This window comes from Actinomycetospora succinea, from assembly GCF_004363095.1.
In the GTDB taxonomy this organism is placed as follows: Bacteria; Actinomycetota; Actinomycetes; order Mycobacteriales; family Pseudonocardiaceae; genus Actinomycetospora; species Actinomycetospora succinea.
The window spans coordinates 655,658-675,280 of sequence record NZ_SNYO01000003.1; the positions used below are offsets into that span (position 1 = coordinate 655,658).

Sequence of the window (19,623 nt, forward strand, 5' to 3'; positions counted from 1 at the left end):
ACGGTACCCACCGTGAGCACACACAGTCTCATCGGCGAGCCGACGAGACCTCCACGGACCCGTCCGCACGACGCCGGACGACGACGTCCGCGGCGCCCGGGAGGCCCTCCCGCTCGGCGAGCGCCTGCTCGGTGCGCCGCCACGCGTCACGGTGCGGGGCGTAGAGCGCCCAGTCCTCGCGGTCCCGCAGCCGCCCTTCCCGCTCCTGCGCGTCCGCGTCGACCCACACCGTCAGCGCCTCGTGCTCCCGCAGCAGGCGCGCCCCGGCTCCACAGCCCTCGAGGACGACGACGCGCGTGGTCACCGGCCGCGCCCGCTCCGGGCCCTCGGTGTCGTGCTCCCAGTCCCAGGCGCGCCAGCGCGGGACCTCGCCGCGCCGCAGCGGCTCCACGAGCCCCGCGACCGCCCGCGCCGGCGCGTCGCCCAGCCCGGCCCACCCGAGGTAGAACTCCTCGATCGACACGACGGTGATGTCCTCGCGCGCGCCGAGGTCGTCGGCCAGCGCCGTCTTCCCGGCCCCGGAGAACCCGTCGATCCCGACGAGCACCGTCGCGCCGACCGACGCGGGCAGCGAGGTCAGGTGCGCGGCGAAGGAGTCGAGGGACGTCACTTCTGGAGGGGTGGGAGGTCGGCGACGACGGTCTCGGCGACGCGCCGAGCGGTGTCGCACGGAGGTGCCGGCGCTGTGCCGAACTCCGTGGAGGTGACGTCGACGGCCTGACCGACCGCGATGCCGACCGTCACCGTGCAGGTCAGGGCCTCGACCGTGGTCTGCTGCGCCACGGCGGGAAGACCGCCGACGGTGATGGCATCGAACACCTGGTACGTCGAGCGAGTGCGGTAGGTGTCCACCAGGTAGTCCCGATCGACGATGACTGCGGCTGAGACCTCTCGGCTGAAGCCGGGGCCCTCCCATACACACGCCGGTGCACCGAGCGGGAGTTGCTGCAAGCGCCCCCTGGCTTGGAGCCCGAAGGACTGGAGCTCGCTCTCGGCGAGGAGGTTGCACGGACGATCCGACAGAGCAGTTCCGTCGAGCGAACGGGTCGGTACCGGAGCGCCGAACCGGTCGGGCGTCGGAGCTCGGGTCGGTGTGGGCGGGGGCGCGTCCGCTGTGCATCCGGCGATGAAGAGCACAGCGAGCATCGCGGTAGCAGCCACGAGGCGTATCACCGTTGCCTCAGGGCAGCCGCGTTCCGCGCATCGGTCCCGCTGTAGTCCGTCATCGCGGTCTGGAGGGCCGTGATCATGTTCTGGATCTGCAGGATTCCGCTGTCCAGCGCTGCGACGAACGAGCCGCTCCCACCCGCCGCCGCGGCGCCGAGCACATTCGCCGCGTCGCGGCTCACGAGGTCCGCAGCCGGCGGGTCGATCTTGCCGAGTCGCTCGGCCTCGCGACGGATCTCGCTCAGCTCTCGGGCTGCGTCCTCCAACTCCCGGATTGCCTGGGGCGCCTGGGCGAGGTCGACGGTGAACGTCCCACCCCCGACTTCCGGCGGCCGGTATCGCGGGACGGTGCTGCCGTCGGGCGGCGAGGCCGGGGAGTCCGCCTCCAGCGGTGGAGGCAGGGGATCGGTCATCTCGCCGTCCTTCCGCTCGCCGGTCCGTGTCGCGTGCCGACGCTAGCGAGATCTCCGCCGCCGTAGGGGCCGGACGGCAGGACTGGTCGACGTCGCCGGAGATGCTTCGGAAACCGAAGCGTTCGCACGAAAGCGACGACGCCCCGGCCCGCCGACGTGAGCCGGAAGGCTTCCCCAGAAACGCTTCGGAAACCGAAGCGTTCCCGTCAAAGCGAAGACACCCGCTCAGAACGGCCGCCGCCGACCGGCCGGACCACCCGCCGCCGGCCGCGCCTTCTCCCCACGCGCGCGCTGACCCGCCATCCGCATCGCCTCGACGATCAGGTCGCCGTTGGCACGCCCGGTCGCGGCGTCGATCCGCGGGTACACCAGCGGACTCGGGTGCGGCGCCCGCGCCACCGTCGCCTCGCGCAGTCCCTCCGGCAGCCCCGCACGCACCAGCCGCGTCCACGCCCGGGCGGCCGGCTTCCCGAGCAGCACGACCTCCGACGGCGCCGGGTCGAGCATCTCCAGGAGCGCGACGAGGTACGGCTGGGCCCGCACCGCCTCCTTCTCCAGCGACCGGACGGGCTTCGCCGGGTTCGCGACCCACCACGGCACCACGTTCCAGTGCAGCGCGATGTCCTGGTCGAGCTTGGCGCGGTCGGCCGCGATGTAGGTGTTGTGCGCGGTGGGGTCGTTGTTGTGCCTGCTGACGAACCCCGAGCCCTCCTCCGCCTCGCCCGACGGGTCCTGGAGCAGCACGAGCACGCGCGCTCCCTGACCGGCGCTCGCCGGGTCGAGGTAGGGGAGGTTCTCGTAGGTCGTGTCCCGGACGTGGTCGACCCAGCGGTTGAGCTCGCCGACCTGACCGTCGTAGCGCCGTGCCCAGCGCTCGGCGTGCACGTCGGGGGCGAGGTCGCGGCTGAGCAGCTCGCCCCGCTTGTGGGCGAGCTTGTTCCACACCGGGCGCGTCATCAGCGCCGTTCGAGCAGCACGACCGGGATCGTCCGGTCGGTCTTGGACTCGTAGTCGGCGAAGCCCGGGTAGTCCTTCTTCTGCTTCTCCCAGATCGGGTCGCGCTCCTCCGCGGGCAGGTCGCGGGCGTGGAGGGCGACGGTGTCGGTGCCGATCTCGGCGCTGACGTCCGGGTTCGCGAGCATGTTGTGGTACCAGGCGGGGTGGACGTCCGCCCCGGCGTAGGAGGCGAAGACCGCGTACCCGTCGTCGACGGCCTGGTACATCATCGGGGTCACGCGCTCGGTGCCCGACTTCCGCCCGGTGTGGTGCAGCAACAACAACGGCGCACCCTCGAACGGGCCGCCGACCCGCCCCTCGTTGGCGCGGAACTCCTCGATGATCTGCTGATTCCAGTCGCTCACGTCGACCATCCTGCCCCCGACGACGACGTGTCACGCGGTCGTCCACCCGAGATCGACCGACGGTGACGCGTCGCAGGCGAGCACGGTCCACGCGGTGCTGCTCCACCGGAAGACGGCGTCCTGCCCCCACGCGGCGCCGAGCGCGCACGCGGCGGGGTCGTCGAGCCCGACGACGAGCGCGCCCTCCTCGGCGTGCGCGCCGTCCTCGCCGCCCGCCACCGTCCGCCAGTGCCGCAAGCCCCGCGCATCGAGCTCCGCCTCGAGACGGGCCTGACGAGCCGCGTTCTCCGCGGCGCCCGGTCGCTCCCCGCCGGGGTTGTGGGCGGTGACGACGTGGACGGGCGCGTCGAACGGGAACGTGCCCGCGACCTGCCCCGCCGGCCGCGGTCGGAGGGTCAGGGCACGGCCGTCGAGGTCGGGGACGCGCAGGACGGCGTGCGTGTAGTCGTCGGTGCGCGCGGCTCTGTCCATCGGGGAGCGATTGTCCACAGGCCCCGAAACCGTCGGAACCGATCGCGTCTCCCGGCTCTCCAACCAGGAGAGAACCGAGGAGGCACACATGGCGAAACCCGCGCGGACGCGGCGGACCAGGGAACGGACGGTGGCCGGGCGCCACCACGAGGGCTCGGACGACTTCGTCCGGCGCACGCTCGGACGTCGAGCGCTGCGCGAGGAGCGGTGGGACGGCGAGGTGACGGTCCAGCTCCTGCCCCACCACCTCGCGGCCGGGGAGCTGTCGGCGATCGTCGTGGGGCGCGAGGTGGAGGTCGCGCCCGCGATCTACGCCGCCGGGCACCTGCCGGCGCTCTCGGAGAGCGAGACGTGGAAGGTCGACGAGTTCGGGTGCTTCGAGGGGCGTGGCGCGCTGATCACGGCGCCGCTCGAGTCGGACGGGTGCCGCTGCCACGTGGACGTCCTCGACGTCGACGGGCGGCTCTTCCCGCTCAACTGGGCGGCGTCGGAGCCGCGGAGGGACGGCTCTGGGTGGAGGGCGCGCTCTACCTCGACCCGGAGCTGGCGTCCGGCACCGAGCACGGGGAGGCCGTGGCGCTCTGCCGACGGCGCTACGTCGTGCGGGAGATCCGCCGGTACCGGCGTACGACCCACCGTCCGGCCGACGCGGTGCGGCTCGACGCGGTGCCCGCGCCGGACGAGGTCACCGACGAGGCGGTCTACGTGGCCGACCTGCGGCTCGTCGACGACGTGTCACCGCCCGCCCTCGCGGGAGAGGAGGTGGTCGACCGGAGTCCCGGATAGCGGCTCAGCGACCGCTGCCGCGCGGGCCGCCACGGTCGCCGCCACCGTTGCCCCGGTCGCCACCGCGGTCACCACGGTCGCCACTCCGGCCCTCGCCGCGGCCGCCACGCTCCCCACGGTCACCACCGCCTCGCCCCCCGCTCGAGGCGTTGGCGCGCGGGGGCGGGTCGTTGCGGGTCGGCCCGGCCGACGGCGAGCTCGGCGGGTTCGACGAGCTCGGCAGCGTGGACGAGGACGGCGTGGACGAGGACGGCGCGGACGAGGACGGTGCGGACGACGACGGCGCGGACGAGGAGGACGACGAGGACGGCGTCACCGGGCCGCTGCTGTGCGAGCCCCCACCACCACCGCCCGCGCTCCCGCCGACGGCCGGTCCGCCACCGCCGACGGCCGGACCACCGCCGCCAGGGGCGCCGCCCGGCACCACCCCGAGCCCCGCGGGGGCCGGCGCACTGGCCGCGGCGAGCGACGGAGGCACGGCGCCGCCCGCGTCGGAGGAGGCGCTCGGCAGCCCGAGGTCGTCGGTCCCGCCGGCCGCGGGGGCCTGGACCAGCGGGCCCGGGGCCGAGCCGGGCCCCGGGATCACCGCACCGAGCCCCGGGCCGGGCACGGTGCCGGCGGGCGGGCCCGTCGTGTCGCCGGAGAGCCCGCTGACGTCGAGACCGTTGGCCGTCGCGGCGGCGACACCGAGGGCCGCCATCGACGCGGCGGCGAGGCAGGCCGCGGCGATGGGCAGGCGCCGGTCGCGAGGCTCGTCGAGCGGGGGCGTCGTAGCCACACCGGACGGCGGGACGTCCGCACGCGGCGGCACCGGGTCGGACGTCGCGACCGGGGCAGGCGCCGCGGAAGCAGACGCCGGAAGGACCGCCGCCGCGACCCGAGCCGGTCCGGCGACACGAGCGCGCCCACCGGTCGCGGGCGGGAGCTCGGCCCGCGGCCCGAGCGCGGCGACCTCGCGGGCCGCGACGACACCCGGGCTCGTGACGCCGGCCGGGACGCCGAGGAGGTGGGAGAACGCGAGCGCGCCGTGGACGAGGCGGCGTTCGACGACGTCCAGCGCGACACCGTCGAGGGCGGCGATCTCGTGGGTCGCCATGCCGTGCGACCAGCGCAGGACCAGCGCGCGGCGCTGCACCGACGGCAGGCCCTCGAGCGCCCGCTGAGCGGGGGAGACGGACGTCGCCGCGTCCGCGACCGGCGCCATGACGACGGTGCGGTCGGTCGCCCGCGGCCGGGCGAACCCGCCCGTCCGCCCGGGCACGAACACCGTGCCGTACCCGGAGGGCGCCGCGGTCACGACGAACCGGCCTCGTCGATCCGCGCGCCGTGGTCGCCGTGCACCGGGTGGACCGCGGTGTTGGCGTCGGCGGCCGCCGCGGCGACGGCCAGGTGGCGCTGGCCGTCGCGGTTCGGGAGCTGACCGGAGAGCGACTCGAGCAGCCGGCCGAGGTCGGTGCGCACGCCGTCGTGCAGCCCCTTGAGGCGCTGGAGCTCGTTCTCGGCCTCGGTGTGCCGGCGGCGGATGATCGACTCGGTGTCCTCGCGGCGGCGCTGGGCCTCGGCCTCGGCCTCGCGGGTGATCTGCTCGGCGCCCATGCGGGCCTCGGCGAGCGTCTGCTCGGCTTCCTCGCGGGCGGCGGAGGCCTGCTCGTCGAGCTCGCGCTCGCGTTCGTCGAGGTCGGCGCGCCGTCGGGACGCCTCCTCGTCGAGGGCGGCGCGGCGCGCGGACAGGTTCTGCTCGATGTCCTGGCGGTGGGACTCCGCTTCCTTGCGCGTGCGCTCCATCAGCGCCGACGCCTCGCGCGCCGCGGTGGCACGGGCGTTCGAGGCCTCCTGCTCGGCGACGCGCAGCACGCGCTCGACGCGGTGGCCGAAGCCGTTCTGCACGGCGGCCTCGCCCTGGCCGTCACCCTCGGCCGGACGGTTCCGGACGCGCGTCAGCTCCGCCTCGGCCTCGTCGGCGCGCTGCTGTTCCTGCCGGTGGGCGTGTTCGAGCACCTCGACCCGCGACAGCAGTGCCTGGACGTGTCCGTCGACCTGGTTCGGGTTGTAGCCCCGCTTCGTCAGGTCGAACACGTTGGTCTGAGTGACATCACCCGACTGGCTCACACGGCGGACCATAACTCACCCGTTCGCGCGTCATCACCCCTGGTCCGAAACTCATCGGTGACCTTTCCGTGATGCAGGAGAACCACACGAACGTGGTTCGCCGCCCGTTCAGATGACGCCCGTGACGGGGAATCGCGCGGTTCCGGGGTCAGGGTGCGGACGGAGATCCCGCGATGAGCCCCGCGAGCAGGGCGACGCGCACCGGGAGGTCGCCGACCACGACGTGCTCGTGCTCCGCGTGCGCGCCGCCGCCGCTCGCCCCGAGACCGTCGAGCACCGGGAGCCCCGCGGCCGCGAGGATGTTGCCGTCGCTGGCGCCGCCGACCTCGCGCGGGTCGAACGCCACCCCGAGCGAGGCGACGAGAGCACGAGCACGTGCCACCAGCTCCGGCGCCGGCTCCGACCACGGCGGCCGGTTCCACCCGCCGGCGACCTCCACGCGCACCCGGTCGTCGTCCGGCCGCCAGGAGGTCAGCACCTCGCCGACCCGCGACGCCTCCGCCTCGGTCCGCGCCCGCACGTCGATCTCGAGCCGCGCGTGGTCGGCGACGACGTTCGGTCGCGTGCCGCCGGAGAAGACGCCGACGTTCACCGTCGTGCCGAGCGAAGGATGCGCCGACCCCACGAGGTGCGTCGTCAGCGCCGCGAGCGCGTGCACCGCCGACGCGCCGGCCTCCGGGTCCAGCCCGGCGTGGGCCGCGACGCCGGTCGCGGTCACCGTCCACAGCCCGACGCCCTTGCGCGCGGTCTTCACGGTGCCGGCGACGCCGCCGGGCTCCAGCACGAGCACCGCCGACGCCCCGGCCGCGGCCGACACCAGGAACGACCGCGACCCCAGACTCCCGACCTCCTCGTCGGCGTTGACCAGCAGCCGCACCGACGGCCGCGGCACCCCGAGCTCGTCGAGCGCCGCGACGGCGTGCACGCCCTGCACGAGCCCGGCCTTCATGTCGAACACCCCGGGCCCGCGGGCGATCCCGTCGCGCACCGAGAACGGCCGGCGCGCCAGCGTCCCGGCGTCGAACACCGTGTCGAGGTGCCCGAGCAGCACGACCGTCCCCGGCAGCGAGCCCGGCACGTCCACCTGGATCACCGCGCCCGGCCCGTCGCCGAGCGTCGTCGCGGACTCGCAGCGCCACCGCTCCTTCACCCACGGCACGAGCTCGGCCGCGCCCCGGGAGAGCAGCAGCGGATGGGTGCTCGGCGTCTCCGCGTCGACGAGCATCGCGAGGTCCTCGACCACGTCGTCGAGGCGCGAGGCGATCAGCGACCGGACCGCGGACATCAGACCCCCAGGGGAAGGCGCAGCACGATCCACACCACGAACAGCACGACCCAGACCACGAACATCGTCATCGCGATCGGCAGCGTCATCGACACGAGGGTCCCGATGCCCGCCGAGCGCCGGTACTGCTGCAGGAAGCCCAGCGTCACGGCGAAGTAGGGGCTCATCGGGGTCAGGACGTTGGCGATCGAGTCGCCGATCCGGAACGCGGCCTGGCTGGCGGCGGCGTCGATCCCGACGAGCAGCAGCATCGGCACCATCACCGGCGCGAGCAGCGACCACTGCGCCGACCCGCTCGTGATCACCAGACCGAGCAGGAAGATCAGCAGGATGCTGAGGACCAGCAGCACCGGCGCGGGCGCGCCGAGCGCACGCAACCCGTCCGCGCCGGTCACCGCGAGCCACTGGCCGATGCCGGTCCACGAGAACCACGCCAGGAACTGCGCGATGACGAAGAACAGCACGAGCAGCGGGGCGACCTCGCCCATCCCGTCGCGCATCATCGCCGGCACGTCGCCGGCGCGCGTGATGCTGCCCGTCGCCAGCCCGTAGGCGATGCCCACGGCGGTGAAGCCGATCAGCAGGATCACCGCGATGCTCGAGACGAACGGCGACTGGATGATCCCGCCGCCCTCGGGGTCGCGCAGCGGGGCGCCCGGCGGCAGCCACGCGAGGGCGCACACGCCGAGGAACACCACGAACGTCACCGCGGCGACCTTGAGGCCCCGCGTCTCGGTGGCCGACACGCTCAGGTCGGCGTCGTCCCCGTCCGCGGACGAGTCGGAGTCCACCGCGCCGAGACGGGGCTCCACCACCTTGTCCACGACCACCGCCGCGGCGAGCGCCACGACGATCGCCGAGGCGATCGAGAACCAGTAGTTCGACAGCGCCGTCAGCTCGACCGTCGGGTCGACGATGGCCGCCGCGCGGTTCGTGATGCCGGCGAGCAGCACGTCGGTGGCCGTCAGGAAGATGCTCGCGTCGTACCCGGCCCCGACCGCGATGAACGCGGCCACCGCACCCACGGCCGGGCTCCGGCCCAGCGTCCGGAAGACCATCGCGCCGAGCGGGATCAGCACCATGTAGGCGGCGTCGGACGCCACCGACCCGCTGACGCCGGTGAGCATCAGGGCCGGCGTCACGAGCCGCCGCGGCGCCCGTAGCACCGTCACCCGCAGCAGCGTCGGCAGCAGCCCCGAGCGGTCGGCGACGGCGATGCCGAGCAGCACCGCGATGATCGTCCCGAGCGGCGGGAACTCGACGAAGTTCTCGATCGCCGACCCCAGCGCGAACCGGAGCCCCTCGCCGGAGAGCAGGCTGCGGACCGGGGTCGGCGCGGCGGCCCCCGGCACCTGCGCCTCGAGACCCACCGCGGCCAGGATCGCCGAGAGCACCGCAAGCGCGGCCCCGAGCAGCACGAACAGCAGGACCGGGTCGGGCAGCCTGTTGCCGACCCGTTCGACGAACCCGAGGAACCCCGGCAGGCGTTCCGGCTCGGCCTCCGCCTCGGTCGCCATCGCCCGACCCTCCCCGACGACCCGAGGAGGATCAAGGCGAGGACCGGGAACGCGCTACGACCAGACCAGCTCCGCCGTCCGCACCACGGTCTCGAGCTTGCGACGTTGGTCCTCCGCGGAGAGCTCGTTGCCCTCCCACGTGCTGGCGAACCCGCACTGCGGGCTCAGCGCGAGCCGCTCGAGCGGCAGGACCGAGGCCGCCTCGTCGATCCGGCGGCGCAGGTCGTCGACGGACTCCAGCTCGGGGTGCTTGGTGGTGACGAGGCCGAGGACGGCGGTGCTCCCGGGCCGCACGTGGCGCAGCGCGTCCAACCCGCCGGCGCGGGCGTCGTCGTACTCGAGCAGCAGCCGGTCGTAGCGCGCCTCCGAGAACAGGACCTCGCCCATCTCGTCGTAGGGCACGGTGCTCTCGTACATGCTGCGGTAGTTGCCGCGGCAGATGTGGATGCCGGTGACGACGTCGTCGGGCAGCCCGTCGAACACGCGCCGGTCGGTCCGCACGTACGAGGCCAGCTGCTCCTGCCAGCGCTCGGGGTCGGGGAAGAGCCGCCGGTTGTCGAGGAACGTGTACTTCGGCGCGTCCAGCTGCAGGTACCGCACGCCGGCCTCGGCGAGGGCCAGCGCCTGCCGGTTCATGATCGCCACGAGGTCGTCGAGGAATTCGTGCGGGTCGGCGTACGCCCGGTCGGAGACGCCGTCGGTCCAGTAGCTCAGGAAGTTCGTCGGGACGGGCAGGGTCACCTTCACCGGGCGGTCGGCGTGCGCCAGCACGAAGCCCGCCTCGATGTCGACGAGGCTGCCGGTCGCGGTCAGCCGCGAGGCGACCACGGGCGAGGTGTGCGACGCGGTCCGCCCGTCCGGCGCCGTCCACGTGCGCGTGAAGCCCTCGGGGTCGAAGCCGTCGGTGACGTCGAGGACCGGGCCGTGCCAGATGCGCCGGCGCATCTCGCCGTCCCCGACGACGGGCAGGCCGACGGATCGCTGCAGCTCGAGGACGTCGAGCACCGCCCGGTCCTGGAGCTCCTGCAGGTCGGCCCGTCCGGCGGCCATCGCGTCGGACAGGGCGGAGGGCCGCAGGAACGAACCCACCGTCTCGGCCCTGATGGTCATGTCAGCCATCCCGGCGCACCCTCTCCGCGGCCTGGGCGGCGGCCGTCATCTTGGCGATCGCGAGGTTCCTCGGCACACGCCTCAGCCCGCAGTCGGTCGAGATCTCCAGCGCCTCGGGACTGCGGTACTTGAGGCACGTGCGCAGGCGTTCGACCAGGTCGTCGGGGGTCTCGGCGTAGTGCGTCTTGATGTCGACGAGACCCGCCGAGAGGATCCGGCCCGGGTCCCACTGCCCGACGAGGTCGATCTCGGCCATCTCGCGCCCGCCGAACTCCAGGCTGAAGCCGTGGACGTTCGCGTCGAGCAGCGTCGGGAAGAGCCAGCGGTAGGTCCGCTTGGCGTAGGGCAGGCGGCGGAACGAGCCGAAGCAGATGTGCACGGTGAAGGTGCAACCGTCGAAGCCGTCGACGACCTTGTTGATGACGTCGACCATCGCCTGGGGCGTCCGGTCGTCGTCCGCCACCGCCGGCGTGATCGGCTCCTCGAGCTGGATGTAGTCGCACCCGGCGTCGAGCAGCTCCTGGATGTGCCCGCGCAGCGCCGGGACCAGCGCCTCCGCGCACGCCTTGCGCGAGGGGTAGACGTCGCGGAAGTCCAGCTCGGTGGTCATCCCGTACGGCCCCGGCATGCCGACGCGCGGGCGCCGGTCGGTCGCGGCGCGCAGGAAGCGGTACTCGCCGACGAAGTCCCACATCCAGGCGAGCTCGTCGAGCGGCTGGGTGACCTTCCAGACATCGAGCATGTCGTAGCCCAGCGCGCCGAGACGCCGCGGCGCCGGCTGCAGGACGAGGCCGGGCAGCGCGGCGGTGATGTTCTCGATCCAGCCACGGCGGCGGTGCTCGCCGTCGGTGACGATGTCGAGCCCGCAGCGCTCCTGGTCGTCGATGGCCAGGCGGCAGTAGTCGTCGTAGAGCTCGCGCTCGTCGTCCGGCCCGAAGCGGCCCGCGGCCTCGGCCGGTTCGACGACGTCCCACCAGCCCGGGCGCGCCCAGCCGCCGGTCGTCGTCACCGCGATCTCGGTGTGGACGGTCATCAGCCCTCCTCGAAGCGCATGCCGGTGGCGGCGACGAGCTCGTCGTGCGCGCCGCCGTTGCTGGCGACGACGTCGTAGCGGGTGGACGCGTCGCGGGTCTGCCCGTCGAAGTCGGTGACGCGGCCGCCGGCCTCCTCGACGAGCAGCCGGCCACCGGCGACGTCCCACGGCGGCATGTCGCGCTCGACGTAGCCGCCGAGGTGGCCGGCGGCGATGTGGGCCATGACCAGCGCAGGAGCTCCCGGGAAGCGCACCCCGCCGGACACCGTGAGCATCGCCCGCATCAGCCGCGCGAACTCGGCGATGACCACCGGGTCCGACGACTGCGCCTGCACGACCACCACGACCTCGGCCGCGCGCGTGGCCGACGACACCTGCAGCCGACGCCCGTTGCACGTCGCCCCGCCTCCGCGGACGGCGGCGTAGAGCTCGTCGCGCAGCGGGTCGTAGACGGTGGCGACGACCGGGTCGCCGTCCAGCGTCACCGACACCGCCGTCGCGAACCACGGGAAGCCGTCGATGAACGCGCGGGTGCCGTCGAGCGGGTCGACCCACCAGCGCAGGCCCTCGGCCGGCGTGCTCGTGTCCGGCGCGTCCTCCTCGCCGAGCACGACGTCGTCGGGCCGTTCGGCCCGGATGGCCGCGATGACGGCCTCCTGCGCGGCGAGGTCGGCCGAGGAGCTGACGTCGACGCGGGCGTCCTTGAGCGTGACCTCGAGGATCTTGTCCTGGTGGTCGAGCAGGACGGCGCCGCCGGCGCGGGCGGCCCGCTCGGCGACACCGGCCAGTTCGTCGAGATTCACCCCAGCACCTCCACCACGCCGCGGTCGCCGTCGATCCGCACCCGGTCACCGGTCCTGATCGTCGAGGTCGCGACGCCCGTGCCGACGACGCACGGGAGGCCGTACTCGCGGGCGATGATCGCCGTGTGCGACAGGGTGCCGCCGGTGTCGGTCACGCACCCGCTGACCAGCCCGAACACCGGCGTCCACTCGGTGGTCGTGCCGCCGCAGACGAGGACGTCGCCGTCGCGGACCTGGTCGATGTCCTGCGCGGCGCGCACCACCCGCGCGGTGCCGACGACCGTGCCGCGCGACGCCGCGAACCCCGAGAGCGTCGCCGTGGCCTGTCGGCCCTTGATCGTCGCGAAGTAGTCCGGGGTGAGGCCGAAGAGCTCGGTCATGATCGGGTCGTTGACGGCGTCGGGCACGGTGCCGACGACGGGCGGCAGCTCGCCGCCCCGCGCCGACCAGTGGTCGTAGTAGTCGCGGCGCGCGGTGACCAGCGACCGGCAGTCGGCCGGCCCGCCGCCGGTGAGCAGGTCCAGCAGCTCGTGGCGGAACAGGAAGAACACGTCCTCGCGCGCGTCGAGCACCCCGTCGGCGACGAGGCGGTCGGCCACGGCGAGCGTGAGGCGCCGGATCGGCAGGTGGATGCGGCGGTCGATGAGGAAGTTGTGCTCCTCGTTCCACCAGACGAAGTTGGCGGCACGGTTGGACGCGAGGGCCTCGTCGAAGCGCCGGCGGTCCCCGTCGTCGGCGATCGCGGCGCGCGCGGAGTCGACGAGACGGTCGCGCTCGGCGAGCACCTCGCGGCGCGCCGCCGCGAAGTCGTGGCCCTCGGGGCGGGTGAGGAACTCGCGGATCGTGCCCAGCGGCGTCGCCGGGTGCTCGGCCCACGACGGCCGGTCCATCGTCGCGGTCTCGTCGGTGCGCTGGCCCCAGACCGCGAGGAACTCCTGGAGCTCGGCCCACCACTGCGCGCCGCCGGGGGTCGCCTCCAGCGCCGCCCGGGCCCCCTCGACGGTCGGCTCGGCCAGCGCCTCGGCGACCCCGAGCTCGCGGGCCCGCCCGGCGAGGCGCCAGAGCCCCTCGTCGGTCTGCAGGTAGGCGGTCTCCTCGCCGGCGAGCCACTTCGGGATCTGCCCGGTCTCGAGGCCGAGGTCGGCGGTGAGCTGGAACAGCGCGACGTAGTTGGCGGCGAGCAGGTACATGACCTCGAAGTGCACGCCCCAGCCGCGCCGGTGGAAGGCGATCGCGTCGACGAGCGCGGCGTGCAGCTCGGCGCGGTCCATCGTGTCGACGTCGAGGGCGTCGAAGTGCGTGTACGCGGCCTCGAGCTCGGCGCGGTAGCCCGCCCAGTAGGTGGCGAAGTCGGCGAGCCGCGGCCCGGCGAACGCCCCGAAGCGCTCGGCGCGCGCGCCCATCTGCCACAGCGAGGTGATCGGGCACTGCCCGAGGTAGACGTGCACGCCGGCGATCCGGTTGACCATGCCGGCGGTCGGCGGGATGCCGACGATCTCGGCGCCGTACTGCGTACCCCAGGTCTGGGCGTCCTCGAGCAGGGCCATGCTCGCCGGGGTGATGCCCTCGGCGAAGTGCTGCGAGTCGCGCATCCAGAAGCGGTCCTCGTCGGCGCGCGTGAACGGCGCGAGCGGCTCGGCGAGGAACGGCCGGGACTCCAGCCGCGGCTCGTAGCCGGGGTAGAAGTCACCGTCGGCGTACTCGCCGAGGGGGATGACCGTGCTGGTGTCCTCGATGGTGCTCACCGGCTCACGTCCTCGTGATGGGGCTGCGGTGCCGTCGGACGCTAGGAGCGGGTCGCGGGTGGCCGGTAGCCGCTTCCGGCGAGGCTGTCCGGTTCCGGCAGGCGGACTGTGGCCCTTGACACCCCCGACGGGTCCGGCCAGCGTCGAACGGGTTCCGAGGAGGTGGCGCCCGTGCTGCGTGGCGGCTTCCGCACGGCCGACCCCGACGACGCCCACGAGCGCACCGAGGCCCTCATGACCGGCCACCGGATGGCCGTCAGCCGCGACGGCGCCGCGTTCGGGGCCGACGTCCGGTGGGTCGCCGGCGAGGGCCTCGGGCTGCTGCGGTTCTCCTACGGCGCCGCGGTCGAGATCCGCTCGCATCCCCTCGACGCCTTCGCCACCGTGCACCTGCCCGTGCGCGGCGGCTTCCGCGCCGAGCACCGGGGGATGCGGGTGCGCGCCGACACCGCGTACGGGGCGGTGTTCTCGTCGTCCGGGCCGCTGACCATGCGGTGGGACGCGGGCCTGGACCTGCTCGTCCTCAAGATCGACCGCGCCGACCTGGAGCGCGAGCTCGCCTCCCTCCTCGGCCGCACCCCCGACGGTCCGCTGACCTTCGACCTCGAGATGCCCCGCGCTGGCGGCACCGTCAGCGGGGCCGCGGAGCTGGTGCGCAGCACGTGCGCGGCCGCCGGTCCCGAGGGGCCACCGCCGCGGGTCTGGGCGGCGCTGAAGAACGCGGCCGCGACGGCGCTGCTGCTCGGACACCCGCACTCGTTCACCGACGCGCTGCGCGCGCCTGCCCCGCCGGCGTCGTCGACGGTCGTGCGCCGGGTGCTCGACCGCGCCGCCGCCGACCCCGCCCGCCCCCCGACGGCGCCCGAGCTGGCGCGGCTGACGGGGGTCAGCGAGCGGACCCTGCGCACCGTCTTCCACGCGGAGTTCGGCGTGGGACCGGTGACCTACCTGCGACGACGGCGCCTCGACGCCGTGCACCGGGAGCTCACCGACCTCGACCCGGCCGGCGCCACGACCGTCGCCGACGTCGCCCACCGCCACGGCTTCGCGCACGCCGGACGCTTCGCCGCCGAGTACCGGGCCCGGTTCGGCGAGGCGCCGAGCACGACCTTGAGTCGCTGAGGTGCCTGCGGCATGTGAGCACTTTCGACGGCTATAGCCGTCGAAAGTGCTCACATGCGCGAAGCGCACACCCATACGATCCGGAGGCATGGGGGAGGCAGTACCGGTGGGGGAGGACGACGTCCCGGGGGCGGCCGCCGCGGCGGCGCGGGCGTTCGACGACGACGCCATGTTCATGTTCGTCTTCCCCGATCCGTCCGCGCGCCCGGCGAAGCTCGACCGCTTCTTCCGCGGCGCCGTCCGGTACGGCCGCCTCGCCGGGAAGGCGGTGACCACGCCCGAGCGCGCCGGCGTCGCGATCTGGCTCCCGCCCGGCAGCGTCGATATGTCGGTCGTCGGCATGGCCCGCGCCGGCATGCTCGCGTTCCCCGTGACGCTCGGGCCGGGCGCGTTCCGGCGCTTCGTCGCCTACACGGGCTGGCTCGACGGGCAGCGCAAGGCGCTCGTCCCCGACCCGCACTGGTTCCTGCTGGCCCTCGGCGTCGACCCCGTGTGGCAGCGCCGCGGGGTGGGCACCACGCTGCTGGCCGAGACGCTCGCCGACGCCGACCGTCGCGGCCTGCCCGCCTACCTCGAGACCACCGACGAGGGGAACATCGCCTACTACGCACGCTCCGGGTTCGCGGTCGTGCGCGACGCCGTCCCGGACAACGCCGGGCCCCGGACGTGGCTGATGCTGCGTGAGCCGGTGGGACGGTGACGCGGGAGGATCTCCGGGTGACGGTGGCCCTCGTCCCCGACGCGCTCGGACGCCTGCGCCGCCCGACGTTGCTGGTCCTGGCCCTCGCGGCGCCGGTCGTCCTGGTCGTCGGCGCGGTCCTCGCGCAGGCCGTGCAGCCGCCCGGCGAGTACGACCCGGTCGGCCAGACGATCAGCACGCTCGCCGGCCGCGGCGCCACCGACCGCTGGATCATGACGGCCGCCCTGGCCCTCATCGGCGTGCTCTACGTGCTCGTCGCGCTGGGGCTGCGCGGCATCCCGGCGCTCGCCCGCGGCATCCTCGCCGGCGGGGGATTCGCGGTGATCGTCGCCGCGCTCGCCGCCCAGCCCGCGCACGGCAGCTCCGCGATCCACATGACCTTCACGGTCGCCGCGGCCATCGCGTTCGCGCTCTGGCCGATCCCGCTGGTCGCCGACCGCTCCCTCACCGCCACGCTGCGCCGGGGCTCGGGCCTCGCCGTCCTGGCGATGCTCGGGCTGCTCGCCTGGTTGTGCGCCCAGGCCTGGACCGACGGGACCTGGCTCGGCGTCGCGGAGCGCACCCTGATCCTCGGCGAGACCGTCTGGCCGATCGTCGTCGTGGGGTGGGCCTTGCGATCTCCGCGCTGGTCGACGGCGGCGCTGGCCGTCCTCACCCCGGTCGTGTTCGTCGTCGGCCTGCTCTTCGCGCAGTCCGTCCAGCCCGGTCCCGACGCCGTCGACCAGTCGCTGAGCGCGCTCTCCGGGCTCGCCGCGACCGGCCGCTGGATCATGGCGACGACGCTCGCGCTGGTCGGCCTGCTCACGGTGCTCGTGGCGTACGGCCTGCGGCCCCGCGTCCCGCCGATGGCCTGGCGGGTGCTCGCGGCGGGCGGGATCCTGCTGGTGGTGGCGGGATTGAGCCCGCAGCCGGTGGGCGGCTACTCGGTGATCCACATGGTCGCCGGCGGCTTCGCCTGGGCCGCCTACACGCTCTGGCCGCTGGGCATCGCGTTCTCGTCGACCATGGACCGTCGGCTCCGGGTCGCCTCGGCCGCGGCGACGGTCCTCCTGTCCGTGCTCGTCGTCTGGTTCACCGTCCAGCTCGTCACCACCGGCACCTGGTACGGCCTCTCGCAGCGGATCGTCGTGCTCGCCCAGGCGGTGTGGCCGGTCGTGGTCGCCGCGACGGCTTCAGCGCGCGAAGATCGCTGACAGCGCCGGGGCGACATCCCGGTGGTCGCGCACGAGGCGGCAGCGTCCCCGCCCGGTGCGGGCGAGGTCGCGGCCCAGCTCGACGTCGCGCTCGCCGGACACGTCGAGCAGCACGTCGAGGCGCGGCAGCCGCCCGGCGATCCCGCGCGGGTCGGGGCCCGCGTTGTGCACGGCGTCGGAGAGCAGCAGCACGCGCGCGTCGCCCGACCCGGCGCCGGTGATCATCCGCGCGGCCGTGGTCAGGGCGAACGTGACGTTGGTGAGCCCGCGGGTCGGTACGCGCAGGAGCAGGTCGAGCACCGCCAGGGGTTCGACGCGCTCGCCGGGGCGCACGAGCACCGCGGCGTCCGACCAGAACGCGACCACCGCCAGCCGGTCCCGCCCCAGCTCGCCGGCCAGGGCGCCGACGGTCGCGGCCGCGGTCAGCGCGCGCTCGCCGGTCATCGACCCGGAGACGTCGACGACGAGCACCACCGTCCGCGCCGTCCGCTGCCGCTCGCGGACCGCCAGGTCCTCGTCCTCGGGCAGCGGGTTGGCGGCGAGCACCTCGAGCGTGGCGTCGAGATCGAGGTCGTCGCCCGCGCCGTGCCAGCGGGTGCTGACGAGGTCGCTCGCGACGCCGGTGTGCCGGTCCTCCGCGGTCGGCGGCCGCAGGCTCAGGCGCCGGGCGATCCGCCGGGACCGGGCGCGGGCGACGTCGTCCACCGTGCGGTCCCCCAACGACTCCAGCGCCACCACCTCGGCGGGCTCGTCGGACGCCCCCGGCGCCGTCGGGCCGCCGACCGACCGGTCCCCGCGCCGGCGTCGGCGCGTGCCCTCGGAGAGCACGAGCCCGCCACCCACGCCGCCGCGCTCGTAGAGCGCGGGCTCCTCCGAGAGCCGCTTGGGCTTGCGGCGCAGCGGGCGCGCCGACCGGTCGACGATCGGGCCGTCCGCCGAGACCTGCTTTCAACCCGGCTCGGCGCGCGCGGGGTCGAGCACGAAGTACGACTCCCAGATCGTCCGGAGCACCGTCTCGGGCGTCGCCTCCACGACCTCGTCGAGGTGGATGCGGCCGGAGAGCGCGAGCAGCATCCCGTCGAGGACGAGCCCGGTGTAGGCGGCGGGCAGGTCCCGCAGAGCCGTCTCGACAGGCACGGAAGCACCCCGCAACCGCGCCAACCGGTCCACCACCAGCGCCAGGTCGATCGCCCCGCGCACGCTGCTGCCCTGCCGGATCGCCTCGTGCTCGCGGGTCGCGCGGGTGAGGGCGACGGCGTCGGTGACGAGGCGGTCCGCGTCGAGGTCGGTGCGCGCCGCGACGATCGCCCGCTCGGCGTCGGCGTCCTGGTAGGTGACGGCGAGGCGGCAGAGCCGGTCGCTCACCGACGTCGACAGGCGCGTCGTGCCGATCGTGTCGTACGGGTTCATCGTCGCGATCACCCGGAACGACGGCGCCGCCTCCACGGTGCCCACGCGCGGAACGGCGATCCGCCGCTCCGCCATGGCCGTGAGCAGCGTGTTCAGGGTGTCCTCGGGCGCCCGGTTGAACTCCTCGACGTAGAGGAAGCCGCCGGAGCGCATCGCCTCGAGCAGCGGGCCGGGCACGAACGTGTCCGCCGAGTAGTCGTCGCGCAGCACCCGCGCCGGGCTGTGGTGGCCGACCAAGCGTGTCGGGGTCAGGTCGGCGTTGCCCTCGACGAACACCATCGGCACGCCCCACTCCGCGGTGATCGCGGCGAGGATCGTCGACTTCGACGTGCCGGGCGGGCCCTCGAGCAGGATGTCGCGCCCGGCCGCGACGGCGGCCAGGAGCAGGTCGAGCTCCCGCTCCCGGCCGACCACCCGCGCGGCGACCTTCTCCCGCACATCGGCGAGATCGTCCGTCACTTGGCGCTGAACCCCGCGTCGACCGGCAGCGTCACGCCGCTGACGTAGCGGCCCGCGTCGCTGACGAGGTAGAGGATCGCGTTGGAGATGTCGACGGCCTCGACCATCTCGACCGGCAGGAGGTTCGCCAGCGCGTCGCCCTTCTCCGGGTTCTCGTTCATCCACGCCTCGAGCTGCGGGTTCACGACCATCGGCGTGTTGACGCCGGTCGGGTGCACGGTGTTGACGCGGATGTTGTGCGGGGCGAGCCAGTGGGCGAACGACCGCATCAGCCCGACGACGCCGTGCTTCGCCGCGGCGTACCCGCTGTAGGCGCCGCCGCCGTCCCCGCCGCGCCCGGACAGGCCCTGGGTGGAGCTGGTCAGGACGATCGCGCCGCCGTCGCCCTGTTCGATCATGCGCGGTGCCGCGGCCTTCACCGTGTGGTAGACGCCGGTGAGGTTGATGTCGATGACGTCCTGCCAGCCGCGCTCCTCGTCGTCGGGCTCGCCGCCGACCTGGTTCGCGATGCCGGCGTTGGCCAGGACGATGTCGACGCGGCCGAGCTCGGCGATCCCGGCGTCGAACGCCGCCTGCAGCGCGCCGAGGTCACGGACGTCGGCCTGGCGGGTCACGATGCGGCGGTCGAGGTCCTCGACCAGCTTGGCGGTCTCCGCGAGGTCCTCGGGCGTCGACATCGCGTAGCGCACCGTGCCGACCTGCTCGCACAGGTCGACGCCGATGATGTCTGCGCCCTCCTGGGCCAGGCGCAGCGCGTGGCTGCGGCCCTGGCCGCGCGCCGCTCCGGTGATGAAGGCGACCTTCCCGTCCAGCTGACCCATGGTCCGACTCCTCGGCTCGACGTCGTTGTCCGAGCCCTCACGCTGTCGCACACGGTGTCGATCACGTAACGCCCAGACAGACCAATCGGACACTTAGTTTGGACACGGAACCATCACG

At 74.2% G+C, this 19,623-nt stretch carries 21 protein-coding genes; 4 read left to right on the plus strand and 17 right to left on the minus strand.

Annotation, left to right across the window (positions count from 1 at the left end):
- Positions 1-28: 28 nt before the first annotated feature.
- The 6 genes from EV188_RS31580 to EV188_RS14380 all read right to left on the minus strand — a co-directional run bounded on the left by EV188_RS31580 (position 29) and on the right by EV188_RS14380 (position 3,412).
- Positions 29-610 (minus strand): nucleoside/nucleotide kinase family protein, encoded by a 582-nt coding sequence (locus EV188_RS31580; protein WP_166659880.1) that lies wholly within the window; start codon positions 608-610, stop codon positions 29-31.
- On the minus strand, positions 607-1,161 hold the full coding sequence (locus EV188_RS14360; RefSeq protein ID WP_133826916.1) for a DUF3558 domain-containing protein: 555 nt from the start codon (positions 1,159-1,161) through the stop codon (positions 607-609). Before EV188_RS14360 ends, EV188_RS31580 begins: the two co-directional genes overlap by 4 nt.
- A gap of 8 nt (positions 1,162-1,169) precedes the next feature.
- The gene (locus tag EV188_RS14365; protein ID WP_133826917.1) at positions 1,170-1,580 is read right to left on the minus strand and encodes a PE domain-containing protein; all 411 of its coding nucleotides are present in this window, start codon (positions 1,578-1,580) and stop codon (positions 1,170-1,172) included.
- A gap of 225 nt (positions 1,581-1,805) precedes the next feature.
- The gene (locus tag EV188_RS14370) at positions 1,806-2,537 is read right to left on the minus strand and encodes a uracil-DNA glycosylase family protein (RefSeq protein WP_133826918.1); all 732 of its coding nucleotides are present in this window, start codon (positions 2,535-2,537) and stop codon (positions 1,806-1,808) included.
- On the minus strand, positions 2,537-2,950 hold the full coding sequence (locus EV188_RS14375; RefSeq protein ID WP_208114182.1) for a nitroreductase family deazaflavin-dependent oxidoreductase: 414 nt from the start codon (positions 2,948-2,950) through the stop codon (positions 2,537-2,539). The genes EV188_RS14370 and EV188_RS14375 overlap by 1 nt, the downstream gene beginning before the upstream one ends.
- Before the next feature lie 21 nt (positions 2,951-2,971).
- Positions 2,972-3,412, minus strand: coding sequence for a DUF3293 domain-containing protein (locus tag EV188_RS14380; RefSeq protein ID WP_166659881.1), 441 nt, complete (start codon positions 3,410-3,412; stop codon positions 2,972-2,974).
- 513 nt (positions 3,413-3,925) lie between these two features.
- Here EV188_RS14380 and EV188_RS14385 point away from each other — a divergent pair.
- Positions 3,926-4,198, plus strand: coding sequence for a hypothetical protein (locus EV188_RS14385; RefSeq protein ID WP_133826921.1), 273 nt, complete (start codon positions 3,926-3,928; stop codon positions 4,196-4,198).
- 4 nt (positions 4,199-4,202) lie between these two features.
- On the opposite strand, the gene EV188_RS14390 is transcribed toward EV188_RS14385, so the two are convergent.
- The 8 genes from EV188_RS14390 to EV188_RS14425 form a co-directional block, all read right to left on the minus strand.
- Positions 4,203-5,495, minus strand: coding sequence for an RNA polymerase sigma factor (locus EV188_RS14390; protein ID WP_133826922.1), 1,293 nt, complete (start codon positions 5,493-5,495; stop codon positions 4,203-4,205).
- Positions 5,492-6,274, minus strand: a complete 783-nt coding sequence (locus tag EV188_RS14395) for a hypothetical protein (RefSeq protein ID WP_133826923.1) — start codon at positions 6,272-6,274, stop codon at positions 5,492-5,494. Before EV188_RS14395 ends, EV188_RS14390 begins: the two co-directional genes overlap by 4 nt.
- Positions 6,275-6,455: 181 nt before the next feature.
- Entirely contained in the window at positions 6,456-7,592 is a 1,137-nt protein-coding gene (locus EV188_RS14400) for a M20/M25/M40 family metallo-hydrolase (RefSeq protein ID WP_133826924.1), read from the minus strand.
- On the minus strand, positions 7,592-9,109 hold the full coding sequence (locus EV188_RS14405; protein WP_133826925.1) for an AbgT family transporter: 1,518 nt from the start codon (positions 9,107-9,109) through the stop codon (positions 7,592-7,594). The genes EV188_RS14400 and EV188_RS14405 overlap by 1 nt, the downstream gene beginning before the upstream one ends.
- 54 nt (positions 9,110-9,163) lie before the next feature.
- Positions 9,164-10,219 carry a cobalamin-independent methionine synthase II family protein gene (locus EV188_RS14410; protein ID WP_133826926.1) on the minus strand — a complete coding sequence of 352 codons (1,056 nt, stop codon included), beginning with the start codon at positions 10,217-10,219 and terminating at the stop codon, positions 9,164-9,166.
- Position 10,220: 1 nt separating this feature from the next.
- On the minus strand, positions 10,221-11,252 hold the full coding sequence (locus EV188_RS14415) for a cobalamin-independent methionine synthase II family protein (protein WP_133826927.1): 1,032 nt from the start codon (positions 11,250-11,252) through the stop codon (positions 10,221-10,223).
- Entirely contained in the window at positions 11,252-12,055 is an 804-nt protein-coding gene (locus EV188_RS14420; protein ID WP_133826928.1) for an inositol monophosphatase family protein, read from the minus strand. Before EV188_RS14420 ends, EV188_RS14415 begins: the two co-directional genes overlap by 1 nt.
- Complete coding sequence (locus tag EV188_RS14425) at positions 12,052-13,800, minus strand: PEP-utilizing enzyme (RefSeq protein WP_133826929.1); 1,749 nt, start codon at positions 13,798-13,800, stop codon at positions 12,052-12,054. Before EV188_RS14425 ends, EV188_RS14420 begins: the two co-directional genes overlap by 4 nt.
- A 162-nt stretch (positions 13,801-13,962) precedes the next feature.
- Between EV188_RS14425 and EV188_RS14430 the strand changes: the two genes are divergently transcribed.
- The 3 genes from EV188_RS14430 (at position 13,963) to EV188_RS14440 (ending at position 16,815) form a co-directional block, all read left to right on the plus strand.
- Positions 13,963-14,922 (plus strand): AraC family transcriptional regulator, encoded by a 960-nt coding sequence (locus tag EV188_RS14430; RefSeq protein WP_208114183.1) that lies wholly within the window; start codon positions 13,963-13,965, stop codon positions 14,920-14,922.
- 88 nt (positions 14,923-15,010) lie between these two features.
- Positions 15,011-15,622, plus strand: coding sequence for a GNAT family N-acetyltransferase (locus tag EV188_RS14435; protein WP_133826931.1), 612 nt, complete (start codon positions 15,011-15,013; stop codon positions 15,620-15,622).
- 17 nt (positions 15,623-15,639) lie between these two features.
- Positions 15,640-16,815, plus strand: a complete 1,176-nt coding sequence (locus EV188_RS14440) for a DUF998 domain-containing protein (protein WP_166659882.1) — start codon at positions 15,640-15,642, stop codon at positions 16,813-16,815.
- On the opposite strand, the gene EV188_RS14445 is transcribed toward EV188_RS14440, so the two are convergent.
- The 3 genes from EV188_RS14445 to EV188_RS14455 all read right to left on the minus strand — a co-directional run bounded on the left by EV188_RS14445 (position 16,795) and on the right by EV188_RS14455 (position 19,505).
- Complete coding sequence (locus EV188_RS14445) at positions 16,795-17,658, minus strand: vWA domain-containing protein (protein ID WP_243741689.1); 864 nt, start codon at positions 17,656-17,658, stop codon at positions 16,795-16,797. The genes EV188_RS14440 and EV188_RS14445 overlap by 21 nt on opposite strands.
- 105 nt (positions 17,659-17,763) lie before the next feature.
- Positions 17,764-18,684, minus strand: a complete 921-nt coding sequence (locus tag EV188_RS14450; RefSeq protein ID WP_133826934.1) for an AAA family ATPase — start codon at positions 18,682-18,684, stop codon at positions 17,764-17,766.
- Entirely contained in the window at positions 18,681-19,505 is an 825-nt protein-coding gene (locus EV188_RS14455) for a mycofactocin-coupled SDR family oxidoreductase (protein ID WP_133826935.1), read from the minus strand. Before EV188_RS14455 ends, EV188_RS14450 begins: the two co-directional genes overlap by 4 nt.
- Positions 19,506-19,623: the final 118 nt, after the last annotated feature.